General features: G+C 65.5%; 24 protein-coding genes. 6 read left to right on the plus strand and 18 right to left on the minus strand.

The window, feature by feature from the left end:
* Nucleotides 1-8 precede the first annotated feature (8 nt).
* On the minus strand, nt 9-1,046 hold the full coding sequence (locus AB7535_RS31125) for an ABC transporter substrate-binding protein (RefSeq protein WP_063981054.1): 1,038 nt from the start codon (nt 1,044-1,046) through the stop codon (nt 9-11).
* A gap of 273 nt (nt 1,047-1,319) precedes the next feature.
* Between AB7535_RS31125 and AB7535_RS31130 the strand changes: the two genes are divergently transcribed.
* Complete coding sequence (locus AB7535_RS31130; RefSeq protein ID WP_231143544.1) at nt 1,320-2,237, plus strand: LysR substrate-binding domain-containing protein; 918 nt, start codon at nt 1,320-1,322, stop codon at nt 2,235-2,237.
* On the opposite strand, the gene AB7535_RS31135 is transcribed toward AB7535_RS31130, so the two are convergent.
* The 9 genes from AB7535_RS31135 to AB7535_RS31175 are packed head-to-tail and all read right to left on the minus strand — an operon-like array spanning nt 2,227 to nt 11,019.
* On the minus strand, nt 2,227-3,600 hold the full coding sequence (locus tag AB7535_RS31135; protein WP_231143545.1) for an amidohydrolase family protein: 1,374 nt from the start codon (nt 3,598-3,600) through the stop codon (nt 2,227-2,229). The genes AB7535_RS31130 and AB7535_RS31135 overlap by 11 nt on opposite strands.
* Entirely contained in the window at nt 3,597-5,180 is a 1,584-nt protein-coding gene (locus AB7535_RS31140; RefSeq protein WP_231143546.1) for an ABC transporter substrate-binding protein, read from the minus strand. The genes AB7535_RS31135 and AB7535_RS31140 overlap by 4 nt, the downstream gene beginning before the upstream one ends.
* A gap of 22 nt (nt 5,181-5,202) precedes the next feature.
* Entirely contained in the window at nt 5,203-5,859 is a 657-nt protein-coding gene (locus AB7535_RS31145; RefSeq protein WP_231143547.1) for an aspartate/glutamate racemase family protein, read from the minus strand.
* Nucleotides 5,860-5,867: 8 nt separating this feature from the next.
* Nucleotides 5,868-6,752, minus strand: a complete 885-nt coding sequence (locus AB7535_RS31150) for a polysaccharide deacetylase family protein (RefSeq protein ID WP_231143548.1) — start codon at nt 6,750-6,752, stop codon at nt 5,868-5,870.
* The gene (locus tag AB7535_RS31155; protein ID WP_231143549.1) at nt 6,739-7,554 is read right to left on the minus strand and encodes an ABC transporter substrate-binding protein; all 816 of its coding nucleotides are present in this window, start codon (nt 7,552-7,554) and stop codon (nt 6,739-6,741) included. The genes AB7535_RS31150 and AB7535_RS31155 overlap by 14 nt, the downstream gene beginning before the upstream one ends.
* A 15-nt stretch (nt 7,555-7,569) precedes the next feature.
* Nucleotides 7,570-8,334 (minus strand): amino acid ABC transporter ATP-binding protein, encoded by a 765-nt coding sequence (locus tag AB7535_RS31160; RefSeq protein ID WP_231143550.1) that lies wholly within the window; start codon nt 8,332-8,334, stop codon nt 7,570-7,572.
* Nucleotides 8,331-9,188 (minus strand): amino acid ABC transporter permease, encoded by an 858-nt coding sequence (locus AB7535_RS31165; protein WP_014492344.1) that lies wholly within the window; start codon nt 9,186-9,188, stop codon nt 8,331-8,333. Before AB7535_RS31165 ends, AB7535_RS31160 begins: the two co-directional genes overlap by 4 nt.
* Nucleotides 9,185-10,009, minus strand: a complete 825-nt coding sequence (locus tag AB7535_RS31170) for an ABC transporter substrate-binding protein (RefSeq protein WP_231143551.1) — start codon at nt 10,007-10,009, stop codon at nt 9,185-9,187. Before AB7535_RS31170 ends, AB7535_RS31165 begins: the two co-directional genes overlap by 4 nt.
* Before the next feature lie 53 nt (nt 10,010-10,062).
* Entirely contained in the window at nt 10,063-11,019 is a 957-nt protein-coding gene (locus AB7535_RS31175) for an N-carbamoyl-D-amino-acid hydrolase (protein WP_135214723.1), read from the minus strand.
* A gap of 151 nt (nt 11,020-11,170) precedes the next feature.
* Here AB7535_RS31175 and AB7535_RS31180 point away from each other — a divergent pair, with 151 nt between their 5' ends.
* The gene (locus tag AB7535_RS31180; protein ID WP_231143552.1) at nt 11,171-12,097 is read left to right on the plus strand and encodes a LysR family transcriptional regulator; all 927 of its coding nucleotides are present in this window, start codon (nt 11,171-11,173) and stop codon (nt 12,095-12,097) included.
* A 29-nt stretch (nt 12,098-12,126) separates the two neighbouring features.
* Nucleotides 12,127-12,840 (plus strand): type 1 glutamine amidotransferase, encoded by a 714-nt coding sequence (locus AB7535_RS31185; protein WP_231143553.1) that lies wholly within the window; start codon nt 12,127-12,129, stop codon nt 12,838-12,840.
* A gap of 212 nt (nt 12,841-13,052) precedes the next feature.
* On the opposite strand, the gene AB7535_RS31190 is transcribed toward AB7535_RS31185, so the two are convergent.
* The 8 genes from AB7535_RS31190 to AB7535_RS31225 all read right to left on the minus strand — a co-directional run bounded on the left by AB7535_RS31190 (nt 13,053) and on the right by AB7535_RS31225 (nt 19,024).
* Nucleotides 13,053-13,520: a nuclear transport factor 2 family protein gene (locus tag AB7535_RS31190; RefSeq protein WP_354113073.1), complete on the minus strand. Its 468-nt coding sequence runs from the start codon at nt 13,518-13,520 to the stop codon at nt 13,053-13,055.
* Nucleotides 13,521-13,613: 93 nt separating this feature from the next.
* Nucleotides 13,614-14,063, minus strand: coding sequence for a tol-pal system-associated acyl-CoA thioesterase (ybgC, locus tag AB7535_RS31195; protein WP_354113072.1), 450 nt, complete (start codon nt 14,061-14,063; stop codon nt 13,614-13,616).
* A gap of 69 nt (nt 14,064-14,132) precedes the next feature.
* Nucleotides 14,133-15,047 (minus strand): metallophosphoesterase, encoded by a 915-nt coding sequence (locus AB7535_RS31200; RefSeq protein WP_354113071.1) that lies wholly within the window; start codon nt 15,045-15,047, stop codon nt 14,133-14,135.
* Between the two features lie 131 nt (nt 15,048-15,178).
* Nucleotides 15,179-16,231 carry a Holliday junction branch migration DNA helicase RuvB gene (gene ruvB / locus AB7535_RS31205; RefSeq protein WP_231143952.1) on the minus strand — a complete coding sequence of 351 codons (1,053 nt, stop codon included), beginning with the start codon at nt 16,229-16,231 and terminating at the stop codon, nt 15,179-15,181.
* Nucleotides 16,228-16,758, minus strand: coding sequence for a hypothetical protein (locus AB7535_RS31210; protein WP_231143951.1), 531 nt, complete (start codon nt 16,756-16,758; stop codon nt 16,228-16,230). The genes ruvB and AB7535_RS31210 overlap by 4 nt, the downstream gene beginning before the upstream one ends.
* Nucleotides 16,755-17,372, minus strand: a complete 618-nt coding sequence (ruvA, locus tag AB7535_RS31215) for a Holliday junction branch migration protein RuvA (protein ID WP_063981036.1) — start codon at nt 17,370-17,372, stop codon at nt 16,755-16,757. Before ruvA ends, AB7535_RS31210 begins: the two co-directional genes overlap by 4 nt.
* A gap of 142 nt (nt 17,373-17,514) precedes the next feature.
* Entirely contained in the window at nt 17,515-18,042 is a 528-nt protein-coding gene (gene ruvC, locus AB7535_RS31220) for a crossover junction endodeoxyribonuclease RuvC (RefSeq protein ID WP_231143950.1), read from the minus strand.
* Between the two features lie 235 nt (nt 18,043-18,277).
* Nucleotides 18,278-19,024 carry a YebC/PmpR family DNA-binding transcriptional regulator gene (locus AB7535_RS31225; RefSeq protein WP_135214717.1) on the minus strand — a complete coding sequence of 249 codons (747 nt, stop codon included), beginning with the start codon at nt 19,022-19,024 and terminating at the stop codon, nt 18,278-18,280.
* A gap of 203 nt (nt 19,025-19,227) precedes the next feature.
* On the opposite strand from AB7535_RS31225, the gene AB7535_RS31230 reads away from it, so the two are divergent.
* The 3 genes from AB7535_RS31230 (at nt 19,228) to AB7535_RS31240 (ending at nt 23,928) form a co-directional block, all read left to right on the plus strand.
* Nucleotides 19,228-20,976, plus strand: coding sequence for a methyl-accepting chemotaxis protein (locus AB7535_RS31230; protein ID WP_354113070.1), 1,749 nt, complete (start codon nt 19,228-19,230; stop codon nt 20,974-20,976).
* 108 nt (nt 20,977-21,084) lie between these two features.
* On the plus strand, nt 21,085-22,509 hold the full coding sequence (locus AB7535_RS31235) for a methyl-accepting chemotaxis protein (protein ID WP_439037448.1): 1,425 nt from the start codon (nt 21,085-21,087) through the stop codon (nt 22,507-22,509).
* 954 nt (nt 22,510-23,463) lie between these two features.
* The gene (locus tag AB7535_RS31240) at nt 23,464-23,928 is read left to right on the plus strand and encodes a (2Fe-2S)-binding protein (RefSeq protein ID WP_208088790.1); all 465 of its coding nucleotides are present in this window, start codon (nt 23,464-23,466) and stop codon (nt 23,926-23,928) included.
* Nucleotides 23,929-23,931: the final 3 nt, after the last annotated feature.

Below are 23,931 nucleotides of genomic sequence, written 5' to 3' on the forward strand. Positions count from 1 at the left end.
CGATCAGATCAACGCTCGACCTCGCGATTCCAGCGCTTGGTCCACTCCTCGCGCTTCTCGTTGATCACAGTCCAGTCCGGATTATAGAGCTTTGCCGCGCGCTCGCCGATCGGCGCCATCTTGCCGAGCTCCGGCGGTACCACCAGTGATTTCAGCACCGGGCCGTAGCCGTAGTCCTTCAGCATCACGAGCTGGATTTTTGGGTCGAGCAGCATCTTGACGAAGTTTGAGGCCAGCGGCGAGGCATTCGGCTTGGTGATCGGACACGCCGTCGTCAGCAGCGTCGCCGCGCCTTCCTTCGGATAGACGAAGTCGACGGGGAAGCCGGTGTTGGCGAAGCTCTGCACGCGGCCGGTGCCCCACACCGCGATCACGGCCTGGCCGGACTGGAACAGCTCGGTCATCTTGCCCGGCGACGGCTCGTAGGCGAGCACGTTCGGATTGATCTGCTCCTTGAAGATCTTGAAGCCGGAATCGACGTTGGTCTCGCCGCCGCCGTTCATCTTCGACAGCATCACCAGCGCTTCGAGGCCGTAGGTGTTGTTGATCGGCGGGATCACGAGCTGTTTTGCGTATTTCGTGTCCTTGAGATCGTTCCAGGAGGTCGGCGGCGCCCAGCCTTTCTCGGCGAACACCTTGGTGTTGTACATCAGACCGGTCGCGACGATGCCGATCGCAACGGCGCGATCGTCCTTGAAGCGGGCGGTGTCGTAGAGATCGGCGGCCGGCAAGCCTTCGAGCTTGCCGCAGAAGCCGAGCTGGATCGCCTGGTACATCGGGCCGTCGTCGACGATGGCGACGTCGATCTGCTGGTTGCCCTTCTGCGCCTGGAGCTTGGCCAGCGTGTCGGTGGAGTTGCCGGCGACGTACTCGACCTTGACGCCATTCTCCTTCTCGAAGGCCGGGATCACCTCATCGCGGATGGTCTTCTCGAACGAGCCGCCGTAACCGGCGACATAGAGCGTTTTCTGCTGGGCCGAGGCGGCCGACGGGACGGCGATGAGCGCTGCGATGCTGACCGCGGTCAGGAGGCTGAGAGTCTTCATATGGACCGATCTCCAATACCGGGATGAGGTGACGTGCCGAAAAATCTATGACTGAGGTGCCTTCCGCATTTCCTTCCGCGCCAACCCTCTGCAGACAGGGCTCCGGCCCCTGTTCGCCAGGTTTTGGCGCGATCTGGAGGTTTGAACCCCTCCAATCTGCCGAAAAAGCGGGCTGTCTCCAGTCCTGATGAAAAAGATCGCAAACCCTGGCTTCCATCGTCCAATGAATAATGGCACCCTCTGCATGCCTAAATGTTATGGATGGAAATTGGGATGGCGCGGATCAATTCGCGGCAGGTGGAGGCCTTCCGCGCGACGATGCTGACCGGCAGCGTGACTGAGGCGGCAGCGCTGATGACCGTGACGCAGCCGGCGGTCAGCCGGCTGCTGCGCGACCTCCAGGCGCTCCTCAAGATGGAGCTGTTCGAACGGCGCGGTACCGGGCTGGTGCCGACCGCCGCGGCGATGGCGCTCTATACCGAAGTGGAGCGCTCCTTCGTCGGGCTCGAGCGCATCACGGCGGCCGCCGAGGAAATCCGTGGCCGCCGCACCGGCTCGCTGCGCATCGCCGCGCTGCCGGCGCTGTCGAACGGCTATCTGCCGCGGCTCGCCGGACATTTCCTGAGAGAACGGCCCAACCTCAACCTCGCCTTCTTCGGCGTGATCTCGCCGATCGTGGTCGATTGGGTGCTCAACAATCAATGCGACATCGGCTTCGCTGAGGTGCCGATCGCCCATTCCGGCCTGCCGAGCCAGCGGCTGCCGGCGTTGGCGCGCGTCGCGGTGCTGCCGACCGGTCATCACCTCGCGGAGAAAGAGGTGCTGGAGCCACGCGATTTCGAGGGCGAGACGTTCATCTCGCTGTCGGCGGGGTCGTCGAGCCGGCACCTCGTCGACCAGGTCTTCCATCGCCACGACGTCCGCCGCGTGCTCAGGGTCGAGACCACGCTGTCGGAGATCATGTGCGGCATGGTGTCATCCGGGCTTGGCGTCGCGATCTGCGATCCCTTCACCGCGCAGGAATTTTCCACCCGCGGCGTCGTCGTGCGCCGCTTCCTGCCGCGCATCGACTTCGAATTCTCCGCCGTTTTTCCGGCGCAGCGCAGCCCCTCGCCCGTGGCGCTCGATCTGGTCGAGACCATGCGCAAGGCGCTAGTTGAATTCGAGGACGACGCAACACTCAGCCGTTGAACGCGGCCTGCGCCTCCGGCAGGTCCCAGATCTTGCCGATCGCCGCACTGCCCGCCGCCGTGATCGCCGCTTCGTCCGCGCCGAGATAGCCACCCTCATCGACCAGCATGCGGCCGTCCACCATGACCTGATCGATGTTGGCGCGGTTGGCGAGCGCGATCAGCGCGCGACGTGGGTCGAACAGCGGTTGAAGATGCGGATGGGTGAGATCGACGACGGTGAGATCGGCGGTCGCGCCGGGCTCGATCCGGCCGAGATCAGGCCGATTGATGACGTCGGCGGCGACTGCCGTATTCGCTTCGATCAGCTCCGGCGAGCTCGCGACATCGGCGCGGGCTGAGGTGACCTTGGAGATCAGCGAGGCGGCATTGAGCTCGCCCAGCAGGTCCATGTTGTAGCCGTCGGTGCCGACCACGGTGCGGACGCCGTGCTCGGCGAAGCGGCTGAACGCCGCGGTGACGCCGGCGCGCGCGAACACGCGCGGGCAATTGAGCACGGTCATGCCGTGCGCGGCCATCAGCCTGAGATCGTCGTCGGTGCTGAACATGCAGTGCGCCGCCATCAGGTCTGGCGCCAGCAGGCCGAGCCAGTCGAGATATTGCGCCGGCGTGCGGCCGCCATAGCGCCTGCCGATGGTCTCGACCTCGGCGCGGCTCTGCGCCATGTGCGTCGTGATGGGCACGCCAAGCTCGCGCGCCCGTGCGGCGCAGGCTTTCAGCAGATCGGGACCGCAGGTGTCCGTGGCGTGCGGGCTCATCGCAAGACTGATGCGCCCGTCGCCGCGATTGTTCCAGCGCTGATAGAGCGCGTCCCACGTTGCCATGTCGGCGGTGCCGTCGTCGCCGGAGTACTGCACGACGCCATCAGGGCCCGCCTTGGCGTCGGACGTCGAGAACAGATAGGGCGCGCCGTAGAAGCGAATGCCCATCTCCTCGGCGGCATCGAACATCTCCGGAATTGAATTGCGGAACGGCTCCATCACGGTGGTGGCACCGCCCTTGAGGAGCTGGAGGATGCCAAGCCGCGCGACGGCAAGGCGCTCTTCCGCCGACAGGATATCGGCGCCGCGCTTGGTCAGCGGCAAGAGCACCGTATAGACGATGCTCTGGTTATTCTTGCGGCCGTTGCCGTCCTCGGTATGGCTGCGCGCCACCGCTTCGGAGAAGCAGTGATTGTGCAGGTTCAAGAGACCGGGCAGCACGAAGCGGCCGGGGCGGTCGTAGATCTCGTCCGCGCGCGGTCTGTCGCGTGTGACCGCGGCAATCTTCTTGCCTTCGACCAGGACCCAATGGTCGCGCAGCACGTCCTGCGCGCCGTCCTTGCGTGACAGCACATAGCTGCCGAAAATTGCCGTGGTGCTCATGCGGGGCGTACGTTCCAGAAGACGGCGGTGCCGTCGAGAATGCCGGTGATGGCTTTGCGATAGGCGGTCGGCTGCTTGTACAGGCCGATCGGAATATAGGGGATTTCCTCGAACGCGACCGCCTGGATCTCGCGGCAGATGCGCTGCTGCTCGGCGAGTTCGGAGGCCGCCAGCCACTGGCCGCGCAACGGCCCCATCTTCTCGCTCGCGTACCAGCCGGCGACCTTGCCCTCGCCGCGGATGTTGGTGTTGCCGGCCGGATTGAGCCAGTCGATGCCCTGCCAGTTGCCGACCGCGGCGCTCCAGCCGCCCTGCCCGATCGGGTCCTTCTTGAGCTGGCGCTGCAGGATGACGGCGAAGTCGAGCCCGGCATATTCGACGTTCATGCCGGCCTTGCGTAAGCTGTCGACCGCGATCTCGCCGAGCGGCTTCTGCGCCAGCGAATTGGTGGGGACCAGCACCACGATCTTCTCGCCATTGTAGCCGGCGGCCTTCAGCTCGGCCTTCACCTTGGCGTAGTCGCGCGGGCCGCGGAACACGTCGAGGCCGACGTCGCTCGCCATCGGGGTATCGGGCGCGAAATAGCCGATCGGCGAGACCTGGAAGGCCGGATCGGTACCGGCCACGGCCGTCATGAACGCGGATTGGTCGATCGCACCCAGCAGCGCACGGCGAATGGCAGGATTGTCGAACGGCGGCTGCAGATGATTGAGGCGCAGCATGCAGGCGTAGCCTCTGGGGTCAAGGATGCGCGTCTCGATATCGCCGGCCGCCTTGATGATCGGCAGCAGGTCGTGCGGCGTGGTCTCCTGCCAGTCCTGCTCGCCGGTCTGGAGCGCGGCGACGCCGGTGCCGGCATCGGGCGTTGTGGTCCAGACCACGCGATCGTAGTGCACGATCTTCGGTCCCGCGGTCCAATCCGGCTTGCCGTCGGTGCGCGGCTGGTAGCGGTCGAATTTGGCATAGGCGTTGCGGGCGCCCTGCACGCGCTCGTCGGCGAGATAGCGGAACGGGCCGCTGCCAATCACTTCGGTCAGCGGCTTGAACGGGTCCTGGCTCGCCAGCCGCTCCGGCATCATGAAGCAGGGATTGATCGCGGCCTTGCCGAGCGCCTGCGGCAGCAGCGGGAACGGACGCTTGAGGCGGAAGCGGATGGTGCGGTCGTCGGCAGCCGAGAGCTCGGCGGTCGCCTCCAGCAGCTCGCCGCCAAAGCCGTCGCGCGCCGCCCAGCGGCGGATGCTGGCGACGCAGTCGCGCGCCAGCACACGTTCGCCATCGTGCCAGAACAGGCCGTCGCGCAAGCTGAGGTCCCATTGCAGCAAGTCACCGGAGATGGCGTGGCCCGACAACATCTGCGGCGAGACCTGCAGCGAGGAGCTCATGCCATAGAGCGTGTCGTAGACCATGAAACCATGGTTTCGCGACACCTGCGCGGTCGAATAGATGGGGTCGACGAAGGCGAGGTCGATGACGGGGATGAAACGCAAGGTGCTCTGCGCTTCGGCACGGACGATGCCCGGCAGCGACAACGCCGGTACTGCGGCGGCGGCCTTGAGGAGCGAGCGGCGGGAGATCGGCATGACAAAAGGCTCCTGAAGGATCTTACGTATTCAACAACACCGCGCCGATTGCAGCGGCGACCGCCTGCTGCGCCGGCTCGATCACGGGCACGCCGATCGCTTCCGCGATCGCCGCGCGGTGCGAGGCCATGCCGGCGCACCCCATCACCACGACATCGGCGCGGCATTGGGTTACCAGCGCGCGGCCGGCATCGACCAAGCGGCCGCGGATATCGGCGCCTGCCGTTTCCGCCGCACTCGCGCCGACCGACCAGCTTCCGGCGTAACGGCTGTCGACGCCCATCACCCGCGCCATGCGTTGCTGGCGGCGGATGCTCGACGGCGACAGCGCGATGACGCCAAAACGTTCGCCCAGCATCAGCGCGCGAAAGATGCCGCATTCGGCGATGCCCAGCACCGGACGGCCGCCGGCCGCCTCGCGTACCGCATGCAGGCCGGGATCGCTGAAGCAGGCCAGCACGAAGGCATCCGCATCATCGCGCGTGACGCGGTTGACCAGCGGCATGACCACGCTGTCGGCATCGCGCTGCGAGCTGATGCCCGGCGGTCCCTCGGCGAGGCCGACCACCTCGATGTCAGGCCCGCCGGCAATGCGCAGCGGCGCGACCGCCTCGTCGATCGCCGCCGTCACCGACGCCGAGGAGTTGGGGTTGACGACGAGGATGCGACGACGGGTCATGGTGCTGCTCAGCGGTTACCGGCTTCGTGGCGCAGGAAGTTTTCCGCGATCTTCTCGCCGGTCGTGATCCAGACGTCAGGGCACGACTTTGCGTAGGTCAGGAACTCGCGGAGCAGGCGCAGCCGCATCGGACGGCCGCTGCATTGGGGATGCAGCACGGTCGTCACCATCGCGCCCCAATCCCTGGTTTCGTCGAGCTCGTCCTTCCAGATCGAGAGCACATGCTCCTTGGGGAAGATCGAGCGCGGGCTGAAGCGGGCCGAGAGGCCGTGCATCCAGTCGTCATAGCTGGCTGTCACCGGCAACTCGATCGTGCCAGGCTTGCCGTCGGCAAGGCGATGGCGATAGGGCCGCACGTCGTCGCGGAAGGAGGACGTGTAGACGATGCCGTGACGCACCAGTGCGACGCGCAGTTCCTCGGTGAACTCGCCGTAGGGCGCGCGATAGCCGGTCGGCCTGACGCCGAGTCGGCGCTTCAGCGCCTCAAAGCCGCGCTCCAGCTCCTCCTCGATCCAGGGATCGCCGGGATCGGGCAGGAGATGGTGATAGCCGTGATGGCCGATCTCGTGGCCGGCCTTGAGAATCGATTCGGCCATCGCCGGATGCGCGTCGACCGACCATCCCGTGACGAAGAACGTCGCCTTGAGATCGAGCTGGTCGAGCAATTCCAGAAGTTTCGGCGTGCCGACGCGGGCCTCATAGCCGCCATAGCTCATGGTGATGAGCCGCTGCGCATGCACCGCGTCCTTGCTGGTCCACGCGCTCTCCGCGTCCACGTCGAAGGACAGGAACATCGCCGAAGTGTACGGCTTCGGCCAGGGATATTCCGGCGCGGGATCGGCGGTGTTGGCCGGAACGAGCGGGATGCTCTTGAGTGCCTTACTGTCCAGCATTGATGGTCGCCTTCTCTAATCCGTTGTCGTTCAGTTTCCACTTGGCAAGCAGGGTCTTGTAGGTGCCGTCGGCGATCAGCGCATCGACCGCTTCGAGAATGGCCTGCTGAAGTGCCTTTTCCTTGACCGGCAGGGCGATGCCGGTGAATTGCTGCGCGATGGGCTCGCCTACGGACGCATAGGCGCCGGGCTCGAGGTCCATGATATAGGGCAGCGTCTCGTTGCCCTGGGCGGCGGCATCGATGCGGCCCTGCCTGAGCTGGGTGCGGGCGTCGGCCGAGCCGTCGGTGCCGACGAACTGGATCGGATTGCCGCCGCAATTCTTCTCGCTCCACGCCGCGATCTGCGCCGGGAACATGGTGCGGCGGCTGGCGCCCACCTTCTTGCCGCAGAGCGATGCCGCGTCCTTGAACTCCGCCTTGCGCGACTGCTGCACGAAGAACTGCGGGCCGCTCCTGAGATAATCGACGAAGGACGCGATGTCGTGACGGCTCGCGTAGTCCGTGAAACCGGACAGGATGGCGTCCACGCGCCCGGTCGAGATCGACGGCATGAACTCGGCAAAGCTCGTCTCCTGCCATTCGATCTTGACGCCGAGCTTGCGGCCGATGGCTTCGCCGAGATCGATGTCGAAGCCGGACAGCGCGTTGGTGGCGGGATCGCGGAATTCCATCGGCGGATAGTTCGGCACCAGCGCCACCTTGAGGCTGCCGCGCTTGGCGATCTCCGCCGGCAGCTCGATGGACAAGGCCGAAACGGTCATGGCGCCGAAAAGCGCCGCCGCAACCCAAAGTCTCTTCATCAACACGCCCCCATCTCAGATCACCGCCGAAAGAAATGCCTTGGTGCGCTCCTCGCGCGGCGCACCCAATACGTCCAAGGCGCGCCCCTGCTCGACGATCGCGCCCTGATCCATGTAGACGACGCGGTCGGCGACCTCGCGCGCGAAGGCGAGCTCGTGCGTCACCACCATCATGGTCATGCCGCTCTTCGCCAGCTCCTTCATGACCGCGAGAACCTCGCCGACGAGTTCCGGATCGAGCGCGCTAGTCGGCTCGTCGAATAGCATCAGCATCGGCTTCATGGCGAGCGCACGCGCAATCGCCACGCGCTGCTGCTGGCCACCGGAAAGCTGCGCGGGATACCAGTCCGCCTTGGCGGACAATCCGACGCGCCGGAGCAGTTCGAGCGCCTCCGCGCGCACCTCGTCGGACTTGCGCCCCTGCACCTGAAGTGGACCTTCGATGATATTCTCCAGCGCGGTCTTGTGCGGAAACAGGTTGAAGCGCTGGAACACCATGCCGGTCTTCAGCCGCTGCCGCCCGATCTCCCGCTCGCTGAGACGGTAGAGCTTGCCGCTTTGCTCGCGCACGCCAAGCAGCTCGCCGTCGAGCCAGATGCCGCCGGCATCGATCGCGGCAAGCTGGTTGATGCAACGGAGCAGCGTGGTCTTGCCGGAGCCGGAGGCACCGATCAAACACATCACCTCACCGGGCCAGACGTCGAGCGAGACGCTTCTGAGAGCCTGGAACTCGCCAAAGCTCTTGCTGACGGAGCGGATCGCGACGAGGGGTTTTGTCATCGCGCCAACCGCAATGTGCCGCGGGCAAAACGGCGTTCGAGCAGCATCTGGAGCGGCGTCAGGATCGAGACCACGAGCAGGTACCAGAGCCCGGCGACGATCAGGAGCTCGATCACGCGCGAATTGGCGTAGTAGATGTTTTCGGCGTTGTGCAGCAGTTCCGGATACTGGATGACGCTTGCGAGCGAGGTCGCCTTCACCATGCCGATGAACTCGTTGCCGAGCGGCGGGATCACCACGCGCATCGCCTGCGGCAGGATGATCCGGCGCAGCGCGCGCAGCCGCCCCATGCCGATCGCCTGTGCCGCCTCGTATTGCCCGATGTCGACCGACAGCATGCCGGCACGCATCACCTCGGACGTATAGGCGCCCTGGTTGATGCCGAGCCCGAGCAGCGCCGCAAGGAACGGCGTCATGACGTCGACCGCGCGCGCAGACCACAGGCCGGGAATGCCGATGGTCGGAAACACCAGCGCGAGGTTGAACCACAACAGCAGTTGCAGGATCAGCGGTGTGCCACGGAACAGCCAGGTGTAGCCGGCCGCAACCGTCTTCAGCACCGGATTGGGCGACAGCCGCATGACCGCGACGACGACGCCGAGGACAATGCCGAGCGCCATGGCCAGCACCGCCATCACCATGGTGTTGACGATGCCTTCGAGAATGACTTTTGCGGTCAGGAAGCGGCTGACATAGGACCATTCGATCTGACCGCCGGCGAAGGCGCGCACGATCGCCGCCAGCACGAGGACGATCAGGGCCGCGCTGAGCCAGCGAAACCAGTGCGGCTCGCGCGCGATCCGCATCCCCGACAAATCAGGGAAGCCCTCCGCGAGTGCCGGCACCGGCTTCATTGCGGCGCCGCATTCAGCATGGGCTGGGCCACCGCGTTGGCCCCCAGGCCCCATTTGTCGAGAACGGCCTTGTAGGCGCCGTCGGCGATCATCGCCGTGAGCTTCTCCGTCACGACCTCGCGCAAGGCCGCATCGTCCTTGCGGAACATGATGCCCTGATAGCCTTTGGCGAAAGGCTCGCCGACGACGCGATATTTGCCGGGCTCCTGCGTCTGCGCGTAAGGCAGCGTCTCGCTACCCTGCACGGCGGCGTCGATACGGCCCTGCTTGAGCTGGTTGCGGACGTCGATCGAGTTCTCGCCGGGGACGTACTGAATCGCCGGTTTGCCGGCCGGCTCGCAGTTCTGCTTGCTCCACTTCTCGATCTCGACCGGGAAGCTGGTGCTGCGGGTGGTGCCGACCTTCTTCCCGCAGAGATCCGTCGCGTCCTTGGCCGCATTGTCCGCCATCACGAAGAACTGCGGGCCCGTCGCGAGGTAGTCGACGAAATCGGCGGTCTCGCGCCGCGAGGCGCGGTCGGAGATGCCGGAGATGACGAAGTCCGCGCGCCTGGTCTGGAGCGACGGGATCAACTCGGCGAACGGCGTCTCGCTCCAGACGATCTTGACGCCAAGCCGCTTCGCAAGTTCGTTGGCCAGATCGATGTCGAGCCCGACCAGCTCGTTGGTGGCGGGATCGCGGTACTCCATCGGCGCGTAGGTGGAATTGACCGTGAGCTTCAACGTGCCCGCCTGCTTGATCTCTGCCGGAAGCTCCGCCGCTTGCGCCGACGTTACGGTGGCCAGTACTGCGAGACCGAGAGAGAGCGAGAGGCGTATCATGTCAGCTCCTTTGCCAACGTTTTGCTTTGAGTCCTTTGCCAGCGCCGTGCCAGTCAGTCCGCGTCGAGAACGGCCGGCTCGATGACGCCGGCGCGTTCGGTGATCACCCTGTATTGCTCCGGCCGCCGGTGGGCGGCGAAATTGAACATCTTGTCCTTGCCCTGGCGGCAGAGATCGAGATCGATATCGGCGACGATCACCTCGTCGGCCAAAGTCTGGGCTTGCGCGACGATGCGACCATTGGGATCGACGATGCAGGAGCCGCCGATCAGCCCGGAGCCGTCCTCCTCACCCGCCTTTGCCACCGAGATCGCCCAGGTCGCGTTCATGTAGGCGTTGGCCTGCGTCACCAGCGTCGAGTGGAAGGTGCGCAAGGACGCGTCTTCAGTGACGCCGCCATTGGGGTCATAGGCCGCCGAATTGTAGCCGATGCAGACCAGCTCGACGCCTTGCAGGCCGAGCACGCGCCAGGATTCCGGCCAGCGGCGGTCGTTGCAGATCATCATGCCCATGATGGCGTGGGCCCAGGCCGATCCGGCGCGGAAAGCGGGGAAGCCGAGGTCGCCATATTCGAAATAGCGCTTCTCGAGCTGCTGGTAGCGCGCGCCTTCGCGCGGCTCGACCGAGCCCGGCAGATGCACCTTGCGATAGCGGCCGAGGATCTCGCCGTCGCGATCGACCAGGATCGCGCAATTATAACGTCGACCGTCCGGCGTCAGCTCGGCATAGCCGACATAGAAGCCGACACGCAGCGCGCGCGCACGGTCGAACAGCTTTGCCACCGCCGGGTTCGGCATTCCGCGCTCGAAGTAATGGTCGAGCGCGGCGCCTTCGAGCAGCCAGCGCGGGAAGAAGGTGGTGAAGGCAAGCTCGGGAAACACCACGAGGCTGGCGCCGCGGCCGGCGGCCTCCTCCAGCATGTCGAGCATCCGCGCCAGCGTATGCTCGCGGGTATCGGCTTTTTGCGTCGGCCCCATCTGTGCGGCGGCGGCGCGAAGGACACGAACCAAGATTGCCTCCAATATGTGCGCAGTGCTGCCTCAATGGGCGAATGAACCCTTTGATGCGACGTGCAAATCCGCGACCATTACGCGGAAGCGGGGCTGCAAAATCAATTCGTTCTGCTATGATGTTTTGGCCCAGAGTATAATCGGCAGTGATATGAACCTGCGTCAGCTCGAGATCCTGCGTGCCGTCATCCGCCATCGCACCACGGTGGCGGCGGCGGACGAACTGGCGCTGTCGCAGCCCGCGGTCAGCAACGCGCTGAAGACGATGGAGGCGCAGGCGGGCTTTGCGCTGTTCGAGCGCGTCAACAACCGGCTGTTTCCGACCGCGGAGGCGATGGCGCTCTATAAGGAGAGCGAAGCGATTTTCGCGCTGCACGCCAAGCTCGAGAACCGCGTCCGCGATCTACGCGAGAACCGCTCCGGCCATCTCGCGCTCGTCGCGACGCCGCCGCTGGCCTACAGCATCATCCCGTCGGCGCTCTCAAGCTTCCTTCGCCGCCGCCCGGAGACGCGCGTGTTCTTCGACGTGCGGCGCTATGAGGGCATCATCGAGGGGGTGCTCAGCCGCGTCGCCGAGCTCGGCTTCGCGCTGGGGCTGACGCATCATCCCGGCATCGCGCATGAGGTGGTGCATACCGGCGAGATGGTCTGCGTCCTGCCGCCGCGGCATCCTCTCGCCGACAGGCCGGTGATCTCGGCCGCGGATCTGTCCGGCATGCCCTTCATCGGGCTCGAGCGCGGCACGCGCCTCGGTGAGGCCGTGCGCGACAGCTTTGCCCGCGCCGGCGCGCCGTTCCAGCCGACCGTCGAGGTGCGCTACTGCAACACGGCCTGCGTGCTCGCCGCCGCGGGCGTCGGCGCCGCCGTGGTCGATCCGTTCTCGCCGCGGCAGAACGGCGGCAGCGGCCTCGTGGTACGGCCGTTCACGCCCACGACGCACGCCGTCGCCTATATGCTATGGTCGGAAGCCGAGCCGCTGTCGCGCCTGGCCAAGGCGTTTCTCAACGAGGTCCGGAAAGAGAGCGCACTGCTGGAGCGCACAGCGCCACAACAGCAACATGGGGCAGAAAGCGACTGAGCTTCGCAACCTTTTGACCCGGGGGGCACATGGCACGCATCACCATCATCGAGACCGGACAGGTCCCGCAGAAGTACCGCGAGCAGCACGGCTCGTTTCCCGACATGTTTGAGCGCATGGTCCGCGCCGAGGATCCGACCGCCACCGTGGACGTCGTCAGCATCCCCAATGGCGACGCACTCCCCAACCCGAGCAAGCTCGAAGCCGTGCTGATCACCGGTGCTGCCGCCGGTGTCTATGACGGGCTCGACTGGATCGCGCCGCTGGAAGATTTCGTGCGCACGGCTTACGCCAACAGGACGCCGATGGTCGGTGTCTGCTTCGGCCATCAGCTGATCGCGCAGGCGCTCGGCGGCACCGTGCAGAAGTCGGAGAAGGGCTGGGGCATCGGCCGCCACGTCTATCAGGTGCTGCCGGAGAACGGCGTCGTCGACGGCAAAGCGGTTGCGATCGCCGCCTCGCATCAGGACCAGGTGGTCGAGCCGCCCAGCGATGCGCTGACGATCCTCTCGTCCGAATTCACCCCGCATGCGGGCCTGCTCTACGCCAACGGCACCACGCTGACCGTGCAGCCGCATCCGGAATTCGACGTGGAGTTTGCGCAAGTGTGCTGCGAGCTCCGCGACGGCAAGGCGCCGGAGGATGTCGTTGCGACCGCGAGGGAGTCGCTGGCGGAGCCGATGGACAACGCGAAGCTGGGTGGGGCAATTACGAGGTTTCTGGCGCGGCGCGCGGCGCCTTAATTCAAGGTCCTCGCCACGCGCACCTCTTCCCTTCTCTCCTTGTGGGAGAAGGTGGCGCGAAGCGCCGGATGAGGGGTTGCCTCCGCGATTTCTGAAGTCAGAGAGTCGTGCGAGGAGAGAAACCCCTCACCCGTCTCGCCGCTGCGCGGCGAGCCACCCTCTCCCACAGGGGGAGAGGGTGCAGCGTGCTCGCTGCACTATCGCCGCAAGCCTCAGAACGGATCCGTCCCCAGCCCCGGCACATCCGCCGGCCGCGGTCCCGGCGCCGGCCAGTGAAACCGGCGGTCCTTCTCGGCAATCGCGATATCGTTGATCGACGCCTCGCGCCGCCGCATCAACCCGTGCTCGTCGAACTCCCACTGCTCGTTGCCGTAGGAGCGATACCACTGGCCGCTGGCGTCATGCCATTCGTACTGGAAGCGCACCGCGATGTGGTTGCCGTCGAAGGCCCAGAGATCCTTGATCAGGCGATACTCCTGCTCCTTCTCCCATTTGCGGGTGAGGAACGCGACGATGGCCTCCCGGCCCTGGAACACCTCCGAGCGATTGCGCCAGCGGCTGTCCTCGGTATAGGCGAGCGAGACTTTCACCGGATCGCGCGAATTCCACGCGTCCTCGGCCATGCGCGCCTTTTGCGCGGCGGTCTCACGGGTGAAGGGTGGAAGTGGCGGGCGCGACATGGTGGCCTCATCGGTTGGTCCGGGCCGCAATCTATCGCTGCAATTGCTGGAGTCGATAGGCCATCACCTATCGGCCGATCACTTATCGGGCGATCAGGAAATCAGATCGGCCTTCATCAGGATGCGGATCGATTTCGGGATCGGCTGGGCGCGGCCGCCGCTGATGAAGGCGACGCGGACCTCGGCTTTCACCAGCACGACCTCGGCCCGCCGCACCTCCTGCGCCAGCTTGATGGAGGCGCCCTTCACCGCAACCGGCCACGTCACGACGTCGAGCACGTCGTCCATCCGCGCGGGCTTCAGAAAGTCCAGATGCATCGAGCGCACGACGAAGGCAAAGCCCGCGCCCTCCGTTTCGACCTGGTCGAACAGCGCCTGTTGCTCGGCGCCCATCAGCCGCAGATGATTGGTGCGCCCGCGCTCCATGTATCGCAGATAATTGGCGTGATAGACGATGCCGGAAAAGTCCGTATCCTCGTAGTAGACGCGGACCTGCATGTGATGGCGGCCGTCGCGGATCTCGCCGTCGAGATGGGCTGTCACGTCGCGAGCCTCTTCGCTTTTTGCAACCGGCCCGTTTTGCGCAAAAACAGCCGGCCGCGCAAGCGCAGGTTATGCCACGGCCGGCGTCCTTCCCAGCGTCACCTCGACGATTTCCGGCGGCACGCCGACGCGGACCGGCATGATGCTGCAACCGAGGCCGCCGGAGACGATGACGTCGCATTTCAGCCGGAAGTGACCATAGGCGAGCCGCACGCCGTGCTGAGGCGAAACAGCCGGCGACCAGCCGAACAGGCGGACCTGGCCGCCATGGGTATGACCAGACAGTTGCAGCGCGACGCGCGCGGGTACGAGCGGCGCGATATTGGGCTCATGCGCGAGCAGGATGACCGGCGCATCGTCGGTGACCTTCGCCAGCGTGCCCGCGAGATCGTCGGCGCCATGCCGATGCACGCGGCCATAGCGCTTCGCGGGATAGTAGGCGAGCTGATCGCCGAGGCCCGCGAGCCAGAAGGAGCGCCCGTCCTTGGTGAGACGCACGACGTCGTTCTCGTAGACGGGGATACCGGCCACCTCCAGCGCGCGATGGGCGGCTGTCGGCCCGTGCCCGGCCTGCTGCACGGCCCTGTCCACCCAATAGTCGTGATTGCCCATGACGGCATGGACGCCGAGCGGTGCCTTGAGGCCCGCGAGCACCTTGGCCCATTCGCTCGACGGAATGATGCGCGTGACCTGGTGAACACCCGCGACATAGTCGCCGAGCAGCACGATGACATCGGCGTTGAGCGCATTGGTGCGATCGACGATGCCCTCGATCCGCTCCAGCGACATCCAGGGATCGCAGGCATGAATGTCGGTGACGATGGCGATCTTGAGCGGAAAATCCGCCGGCCATTGCCGCGGGGTCGGGTGATAACGGGTGACGCGGAGCCCCAGCGGCTCGATGCCGACGCCATAGGCCGCGGTCGAGACGCCGAGCGCGGACAGGCCGCCGATGGAACGGATGAGATGACGACGCGTGATCATGGAAGCCCGATGGTGATGCAGCCCTTTGATGCGGTCCGATTGAAGCAGAATTCGGGTCCGCTTGTGCAGACGGTCTGCATAAAGGTTACCGGGAGTTCATGACGATAGCTGCACCCGGCATATGCGCGAGATCAGTCGTCGCTCCCGTCCGTGCCGAACAGGCCGAACTGTGCCGCGGCATCGCGCGAGGGCTCGGCGATGCCGAGATGGCGGAAGGCGTGCGAGGTGAGCAGGCGGCCGCGCGGAGTGCGCTGGAGATAGCCGCACTGAATGAGATAAGGCTCGATGATGTCCTCGATCGCATCGCGCGGCTCGGACAAGGCGGCGGCCATCGTCTCGACGCCGACCGGGCCGCCGCCATAGTTCTGCGCGATGGTCGTGAGGTAGCGGCGGTCCATGGCGTCGAGGCCGGCGGCGTCGACCTCGAGCGCGCTCAGCGCATGATCGGCGATCTTGCGGTCGATCGAGGCGGCATCGGCGGCGGAGGCGAAATCGCGCACGCGCCGCAACAGGCGGCCGGCGATGCGCGGCGTGCCGCGGGCGCGGCGCGCGATTTCGTTGGCACCGTCGGCGCTCATGCCGACATTGAGCACGCGCGCGCCGCGGGTGACGATGCTTTCCAGCTCCTCGATCGTATAGAAGTTGAGGCGGACCGGGATGCCGAAGCGATCGCGCAAGGGATTGGTGAGGAGGCCGGCGCGCGTGGTGGCGCCGACGAGCGTGAATTTCGACAGCTCGATCTTCACCGAGCGTGCCGCCGGGCCCTCGCCGATGATCAGGTCGAGCTGAAAATCCTCCATCGCGGGATAGAGCACCTCTTCCACCGCCGGGCTGAGCCGATGGATCTCGTCGATGAAGAGCACGTCGCGCTCTTCGAGGTTGGTGAGGAGTGCGGCGAGATCGCCAGCCTTGGCGATCACCGGACCCGAGGTGGCGCGAAAGCCGACGCCGAGCTCCTTGGCGACGATCTGCGCCAGCGTGGTCTTGCCGAGGCCAGGGGGGCCTACGAACAGCACGTGATCCAGCGCCTCGCCGCGCTTGCGCGCCGCCTCGATGAAGATCGAGAGGTTCTTGCGCGCCTGCTGCTGGCCGACGAAGTCGGACAGCGATTGCGGACGTAGCGCGGTGTCGCCGACGTCATCGGAGCGGCGCTCGGGCGTGACGATGCGTGGGGGAGTGGTCATGCGGGCAGGATAACACGATGCAGCGGTTTCGCGAGCCACCAGCACAGGCTGGCCGGAATGACGGCGACGACGGCGAACATCGCCGAAAGCTTCAGCGCCTCGGGCGCGGAACGGACACTCGGCACGATCACCGCCGAGGTTTCGGAGGCCACGACGAACATGCCAACCATGACGAAGCCGGCAGCGCCCAGCGCCGCGGCGAGCCACGCCATCCAGATCATGTTGAGATCGGCGTAGACCGCCGCCAACGCAAATATCAGGCCGGCGACGACTGCAGGAAGGAACGCGGCGAGAACCGTGACGATAGCCAGCAGCACGATCGCGATCGAAACCAGGGCACGCAGTGCTTCCAGTTCGAGGAACACGAGAAACATCTGCAGCACCGCGGCGCCGAGCGCCGTTACCGTCACAGCAACCAACGCGGCGGTCGTCAGCGGCCCGACAATGGAGAAAATCACGACGATACCGGCCACGCGCGAAAGGCGACGAAACAGGGCGGCGACGGGATTGGAGTGGGCCGCGCTCACTTCGACAGCTCCTTCAGGCCTAGCCGGATGAGTTGCGCGGTCTCGGCGCTCTCGCCCGCGCTGCGCGATGCGGATGCAATAGCGGCAGCCGCCTGCGGCTGGCCGTAACCGAGATTGACCAGCGCCGAGATCGCATCTGCCACCGGGCGCGGCGCGCGCTGGTCGTCGACGGCGCCGGCGAGATGCACGACGGCGGGATCGACATTGGCGAAAGCAGGCGCCTTGTCCTTCAGCTCGGTAACGATGCGCTCGGCGACCTTGGGGCCGACGCCCGGCGTACGCGCCACCGCGGCCTTGTCGCGGAGCGCGATGGCGTTGGCGAGATCGGAAGGCGCCAGCGTGCCGAGCACGGCGAGCGCGACTTTTGCACCGACGCCCTGCACGGTCTGGAGCAGGCGAAACCATTCGCGCTCCTGATCGGTGCGGAAACCGAACAGCTTTATTTGATCCTCGCGGACATAAGTCTCGATCGACAGCACCGCGGCCTCGCCGGGCGAGGGCAGATGCTGCAGCGTTCGGGCCGAGCAATGCACCTGATAGCCGACCCCGCCGACGTCGAGGAGCACATAATCCTCGCCGTAGGAATCGATCAGGCCTTTGAGCTTGCCGATCATCTCGGGACCTCGGCTACGGCAGGCACTTCTCTCTCGTCATGGCCGGGCTTGACCCGGCCATGCACGCCTTTGACATCGGCGAGAAAGAACGTGGATGCCCGGGACAAGCCCGGGCATGACGCCGGCGATGCATGGCGATCGATCATATCCCCACCACCTTCAGCCTGAGCGCCGTGCTTTGGCGATGATGGGCGTGGGTAATGGCGATGGCGAGCGCGTCGGCGGCGTCCGCTGACGGCGGCTCGGCTTTCGGCAGCAAAATCTTCAGCATCATCGCGATCTGGTGCTTGTCGGCGTGGCCGGCGCCGACCACCGTCTTCTTGACCTGGTTCGGCGCGTATTCGGCGACAGTAATGCCGAACATCGCGGGCGCCAGCATGGCGACGCCGCGGGCCTGGCCGAGCTTCAGCGTCGCGACGCCGTCCTTGTTCACGAAGGTCTGCTCGACCGCGGCTTCCATCGGCTTGTGACTGGACAGGACGGCGGCAAGCCCCTCATGGATCGCGAGCAGCCGGCTAGCCAGCGGCAGATCGTCCGGCGGTTCCACCGAGCCGCAGGCGACGTAGATCAAACGATTGCCCTCGGCCTCGATCACGCCCCAGCCGGTGCGGCGCAGGCCGGGGTCGATGCCGATGATGCGAACGGGGCCGCGAATCGGGAGCGCAGTCATGGGCCAGTGATAGCGGCTGGCTGCGGTGGGGGAAACAGAAACAGAACGGAAGTAACAGGGGAAGTGGGGTGTCGCGATTGGGTGCCCGCGATGACGACCACAAGGCACGCGGTCATACCCCGCGAAAGCGGGGTATCCAGTACGCCGCGGCTTCTCCGTATCCTTCTGGCGTCTCTGGAATACTGGGTCGCCCGGTCAAGCCGGGCGACGACAGGGGAATTCGGAGCTGGCTGCCTCAGCCGCCCATCTTCGCCAACAGCGCGTCCGACACCTCGAAATTGGCGTAGACGTGCTGGACGTCGTCGTGCTCGTTGAGCAGGTCCATCAGCTTCAAAAGCTTCTCGCCGGTCTCGTCGTCGACCGCGACCGTATTCTGCGGCTTCCAGATCAGGGCGGCCTTGCGCGGCTCGCCGAACTTGGCTTCCAGCGCCTTGGCGACGTCGCGATAGCCTTCGGTCGAGGCGTAGATCTCGTGTCCGCCTTCGCTCGATACCACGTCGTCGGCGCCGGCCTCGATCGCGGCATCCAGCACCGCGTCGTCGGAGGCGACGCTGCGGTCGTATTCGATGATGCCGGTGCGGTCGAACATGAAGGAGACCGAGCCGGTTTCGCCGAGATTGCCGCCCGACTTGGTGAAGAAGGAGCGGATGTCGGAGGCGGCGCGGTTGCGGTTGTCGGTCAGCGCCTCGACGATGACGGCGACGCCGCCGGGGCCGTAACCCTCGTAGCGGATCTCGTCATAGTTCTCGCCCTCATTGCCGAGCGCCTTCTTGACGGCGCGCTCGATATTGTCCTTCGGCATGTTCTCCTGGCGCGCCGCGATGATGGCCGCACGCAGGCGCGGGTTCATGTTGGGATCGGGGGTGCCCAGCTTGGCCGCGACGGTGATTTCCCGCGCCAGCTTGCCGAACAGCTTCGACTTCTGGGCATCCTGCCGCCCCTTGCGGTGCATGATGTTCTTGAATTGGGAATGTCCGGCCATGCGTGTCTCGTAAGGAATCGTGCGCCAAAGGTGAGCGTGGGAAGCGCGGCCTTATAGGCCGCCAACCCACCGGAATGAAAGAGGCTCTACGACTTTAAGGTAATACCGTAGTGGCCCGTGCCTACGAGTCAGGCACCGTTAACCCTGATTTCATTCCGGCCTGCGAAAATAGCAACCGCCCGTTCCCCGACAAGAGTGACCTGATGGCGTTCGCATTGTTTCGGAAGCGTCTGCCCGACTTGTCCGCGCCCGTGGCACCCCCACAGGCCGCGCCGTCGCCGGTCGATCCGGCGCCCGCCCCCTCGGCCGAGGCCGATTCCGCCAGGGAAATCCTGGAACTGCTGGAACTCGAGCTCGGCGCCATGATCCGCCAGCTCGAGCGGGCCGCCAATTCGGTCGCCGGCGGCGCGGAGGCGACCGCAGCAACGCTCGCGGATATTCGCGAGCGCACCGACGCCCTCACCGGCCGCACCAATGCAGCGCAATCGACCGCCTCCACCTTTGCCCATGCCGCCGACAAGTTTACCCAGTCCGCGCAGGGCATCGGCGCGCAGGTGCGCGAGGCCGGCAAGCTCGCCGACGAAGCCAGCGCCGCGGCGCAGGAAGCCCGCGCCAATGTCGACCGCCTGCGCGAATCCTCCGCCGCCATCGGCAATGTCGTCAATCTGATCGCGCAGATCGCGCGGCAGACGACACTGCTCGCGCTCAACTCGACCATCGAGGCGGCGCGTGCGGGTGCGGCCGGCAAGGGCTTTGCGGTCGTCGCCACCGAAGTGAAGGCGCTCGCGGTGCAGACCCAGGGCGCGACAGAGGAGATCACCAGGAAGATCGACGCGCTCCAGCGCGACGCCGCCGGCTCGGCCGACGCCGTGCATCGCATCGCGCAGGCGATCGAGGCGATCCGCCCGGTGTTCGACACCGTCAACGGCGCGGTCGCCGAGCAGAATGCCACCACCAGCGAGGTCTCCGGCAACGCGGCCAGCGCGTCGCAGTTCATCATCTCGGTCGGTGAGAGCGCGGCCGAGATCGATGCCGCAACCAAGGCCGCCGAGACCCATGGCGAGAACGTCGCCAGCGCCGGCAAGGCCGTCACCACCTTCGCACGGAAGCTGAAATCGCGCTGTGCGGTGCTGCTGCGCCAGAGCGAGCACGACGACCGCCGCAAGACCGAACGGCTGCCCTGCCATCTCAGATTCGAAACCGCGCGGGGCGTGTTGCAGGTCTACGAGATCGCGATGGACGGCGTGCTGATCGGCGGCGCGGAGGCGGCGAAGCTTGCCACGCAGGCCGTCGTCGACGGCACCCTCGAAGGCGTCGGCGCCTGCCGCCTGCGCGTGATCGAGCAGACCAAGGCCGGCGCCCGCGCGCAATTCGTCAGCCCCAATGCCGATCTCAGCGAGAAGATCGAAGACAGGCTCTGGTCGATCCACGAGGAGAACACCGAGTTCGTCACCCGCGCCATGGAAGCCGGCACCGCGCTGACCCGGATTTTCGAGCAGGCGGTTGCACGCGGCGAGGTCAGGATCGACGACCTCTTCGACACCGATTATGCGGAGATCGCCGGCACCAATCCGCAGCAATACCGCACGAAATATCTGGACTGGGCCGACCGCGCGCTGCCGCCGTTCCAGGAAGCCTTTCTCGCCAAGGAACCGCGCATGGCGTTCTGCGCCATGGTCGACCGCAACGGCTTCCTGCCGGTGCACAACAAGATCTATTCGCATCCGCAGCGGCCGGGCGACACCGCCTGGAACACCGCCAACAGCCGCAACCGGCGGATCTTCAACGATCCGGCGGGGCTCGCCGCCGCGCGCAACCTGCGCTCGTATCTGGTCCAGAGCTATGCGCGCGACATGGGCAACGGCAACACCGTGATGATGCGCGAGATCGACGTTCCGATCCGCGTCCAGGGCCGGCACTGGGGCGGATTCCGCACGGCTTACAAGCTGTAGTGCACGCTCAGGCAAGACGCCGGCCGCGAATCATCCTTTAAGGCTGGAATTGGAATGGGAATGCCGCGGAGAGCCGGCGAACGGCTCTGACTGGAGGACTCTCAAAACATGTCCGTCGCACAACTTGCAGTCCTGGACACCGGCTCCAACCGGACACTCGCCGAACGTCTGATCGATCAGCTCGCCGACCGCATCGGCGGCCTCGGCGTGGAGCTCGCCGACATCGCCGGCAACGTCCAGGAAGTCGCAAACCGCGTCGCGAACCAGTCCGAACGGTTCCATCACCTCCAGGAGACGGCCGAGACCATGGTCTCGGCCAATCACGATATCGCCAACGCATCGCAGGCGGTGCAATCGACCGCATCGGCGGCGGTCGGCGAGATCGCGCAGTCGCGCGGCGCGGTCGACACCGCAGTCAGCCACATCTCCGAGCTCGTCGCAGCCGTGGAGCGGATCGAGGCGCGCCTGAGCGCGGTCGGCTCGGCGCTGGCGCAGGTGGCAAAAGTGTCCGGCTCGATCGAGGCGATCGCGAAGCAGACCAATTTGCTCGCGCTCAACGCCACCATCGAAGCGGCCCGCGCCGGTAATGCCGGCCGCGGTTTTGCAGTGGTGGCAAGCGAGGTCAAGAATCTCGCGGAGGCTACCCGTGCGGCCACGCATCAGATCTCCGACACCGTGCGCGATCTCGACGGCCAGATCGAAGGCCTGATCGGCGAGAGCAGCGACGCCTCGCAACGCGCCAAGACTGCCGGCGAAGGCGCCCAGCAGATCTCCGGCATCATCTCGCGGGTCCAGCAGGGTTTTGCCTCGGTGGAAGCGGAGATCGACAGCGTCACGCGCGCCGCGACCTCCAATCTCGGCCATTGCGACACGGTCATCAGCGAGCTCAACGAGCTCGCCAAGGGCGTCGACCTGTCCTCGCGCGATCTCAAGAACGCCGATCAGCGCGTGGCAAAACTGCTCGACACCTCCGAAGCGCTGATCGCAATGATCGCCGACAGCGGCGTGGAGACATCGGATGCGCCGCTGATCCGCGTCGTCGTCGAGACCGCAAAGCGGATCTCGGACGAGTTCGAGGCCGCAATCGACCGCGGCGAGATCACGCTCGACCAGCTCATGGACGAGAACTACCGGGAAATCCCCGGCACCCATCCCAAGCAATACAAGACCAACTACGTCGACTTCACCGACCGCGCGCTGCCCGCCATCCAGGACCCGATCCAGAAGTCAGACCCCCGCATCGTGTTCTGCGTCGCCTGGGCCAAGGGCGGCTATCTGCCGACCCACAACCCTAACTACCGCCTACCGCAGGGCAAGGATCCCGTCTGGAACAACGCCAATTGCCGCAACCGCCGCCTGTTCAGCGACCGCGCGGTGAAGAAAGTCGCGGCCAACACAAAACCGTTCCTGCTCCAGACCTATCGCCGCGACATGGGCGGCGGACAGTTCGTGCTGATGAAGGACCTGTCCTCGCCGATCGTGATCCGCGGCAAGCACTGGGGCGCCTTCCGGATGGGTTTTCGGCAGAGCTGACGCCCGCCGCGACGGCCGCGCCTGGCGTCTCTGAATCAAAAATCTGGAAAACAACCCCATGCACAGTAGGCGGGGCGTTGGGGAATCAATGGCTTGGATGCCTGATGAAGAGACTCACCTAGTGCGCCGACGAAGGTGCGTTCCCTCCCCCCTTGCGGGGGAGGGCTAGGGAGAGGGGTAGCTCAGGAAAAGGTACCGGTTTTTGGCGAGGCATCGGGCCTGCGTGTGAGCGACTCGAAAGAGTCCCCGTGTAGCACCCCTCTCCCTGCCCCTCCCCCGCAAGGGGGGAGGGAACGGAGAGAGCTGTGCCTTGCCGTCCGCCGAGCCTGATCGGACTTCAACTCATCACGCTGCACGCGTTGAATGTAGCCATTGCTCCGTCGGGCAAAATAGGCGCATAATGCCATTATTCCGAAATTTTCACTCTCCCCTTCGCTTCTCCCCTTGTGGGAGAAGGTGGCGCGAAGCGCTGGATGAGGGGTCTCTATCGGCGGGCAAAGCTGCTTCGGAATGAGAGGATCATACGCGGAGACAGACCCCTCACCCGAGTGAGTCTGCGTCTACCGGTGTCGCTGCCCTCTCCCACAAGGGGAGAGGGCACAACAATGAGCCGTTGCAATTGATCCCGTGGCCGCGCTCGCCACGGCCCGACTTTCCCAATCGCACGAATTTCGTCATCGCATGAATTTCCGCATTCGCACGATCATCTGCGGCGATCAACGATGCGTACGACGAAAATGCGTCACAACATGACGATTATCATATCAATTAGCCCAATTCCGCTGCAGCGATCGCCGCACAAATTCGTGAACGTCATGGCCTGACGCGTCGGCAGCGCAAATATGCATCGCCAGAAATTCTGGCGCTTCATCGTTTCGCATCAGTATGATTATTGTCGCGCACGAATTCGCCGACTAGATCGCCGCAAGCGATCAAGCGAGCAAGGGGATGCTTATGGCAACAACTCTCACCATCAACGGCGAAACCAAATCCTTCGACGCGCCGCCGGAAATGCCGCTGCTGTGGGTGCTGCGCGACATCCTCGGAATGACCGGCACCAAATTCGGCTGCGGCATCGCGCAATGCGGCGCCTGCACGGTGCATGTCGACGGCAAGGCGGTGCGGTCCTGCGTGCTGTCGGTCAGCGCGGTCGCGAACCGTGCCATCACCACCATCGAACATGTCGGCAATACGCCCGCAGGCGCGAAGGTGCAAAAAGCCTGGCTCGATCTCGAGGTGGTCCAGTGCGGCTATTGCCAATCCGGCCAGATCATGGCGGCCGCCGCTCTACTGGCAACCACCTCTCATCCGGATGATTCCGACATCGACGCCGCGATGGCCGGCAACATCTGCCGCTGCGGCACCTATGTGCGCATCCGCGAGGCCATCAAGCAGGCCGCCTCCGGCCGGCAGTCGTGAGGT

The sequence above is a fragment of the Bradyrhizobium sp. 956_D2_N1_4 genome (assembly GCF_052076025.1).
GTDB lineage: Bacteria > Pseudomonadota > Alphaproteobacteria > Rhizobiales > Xanthobacteraceae > Bradyrhizobium > Bradyrhizobium barranii.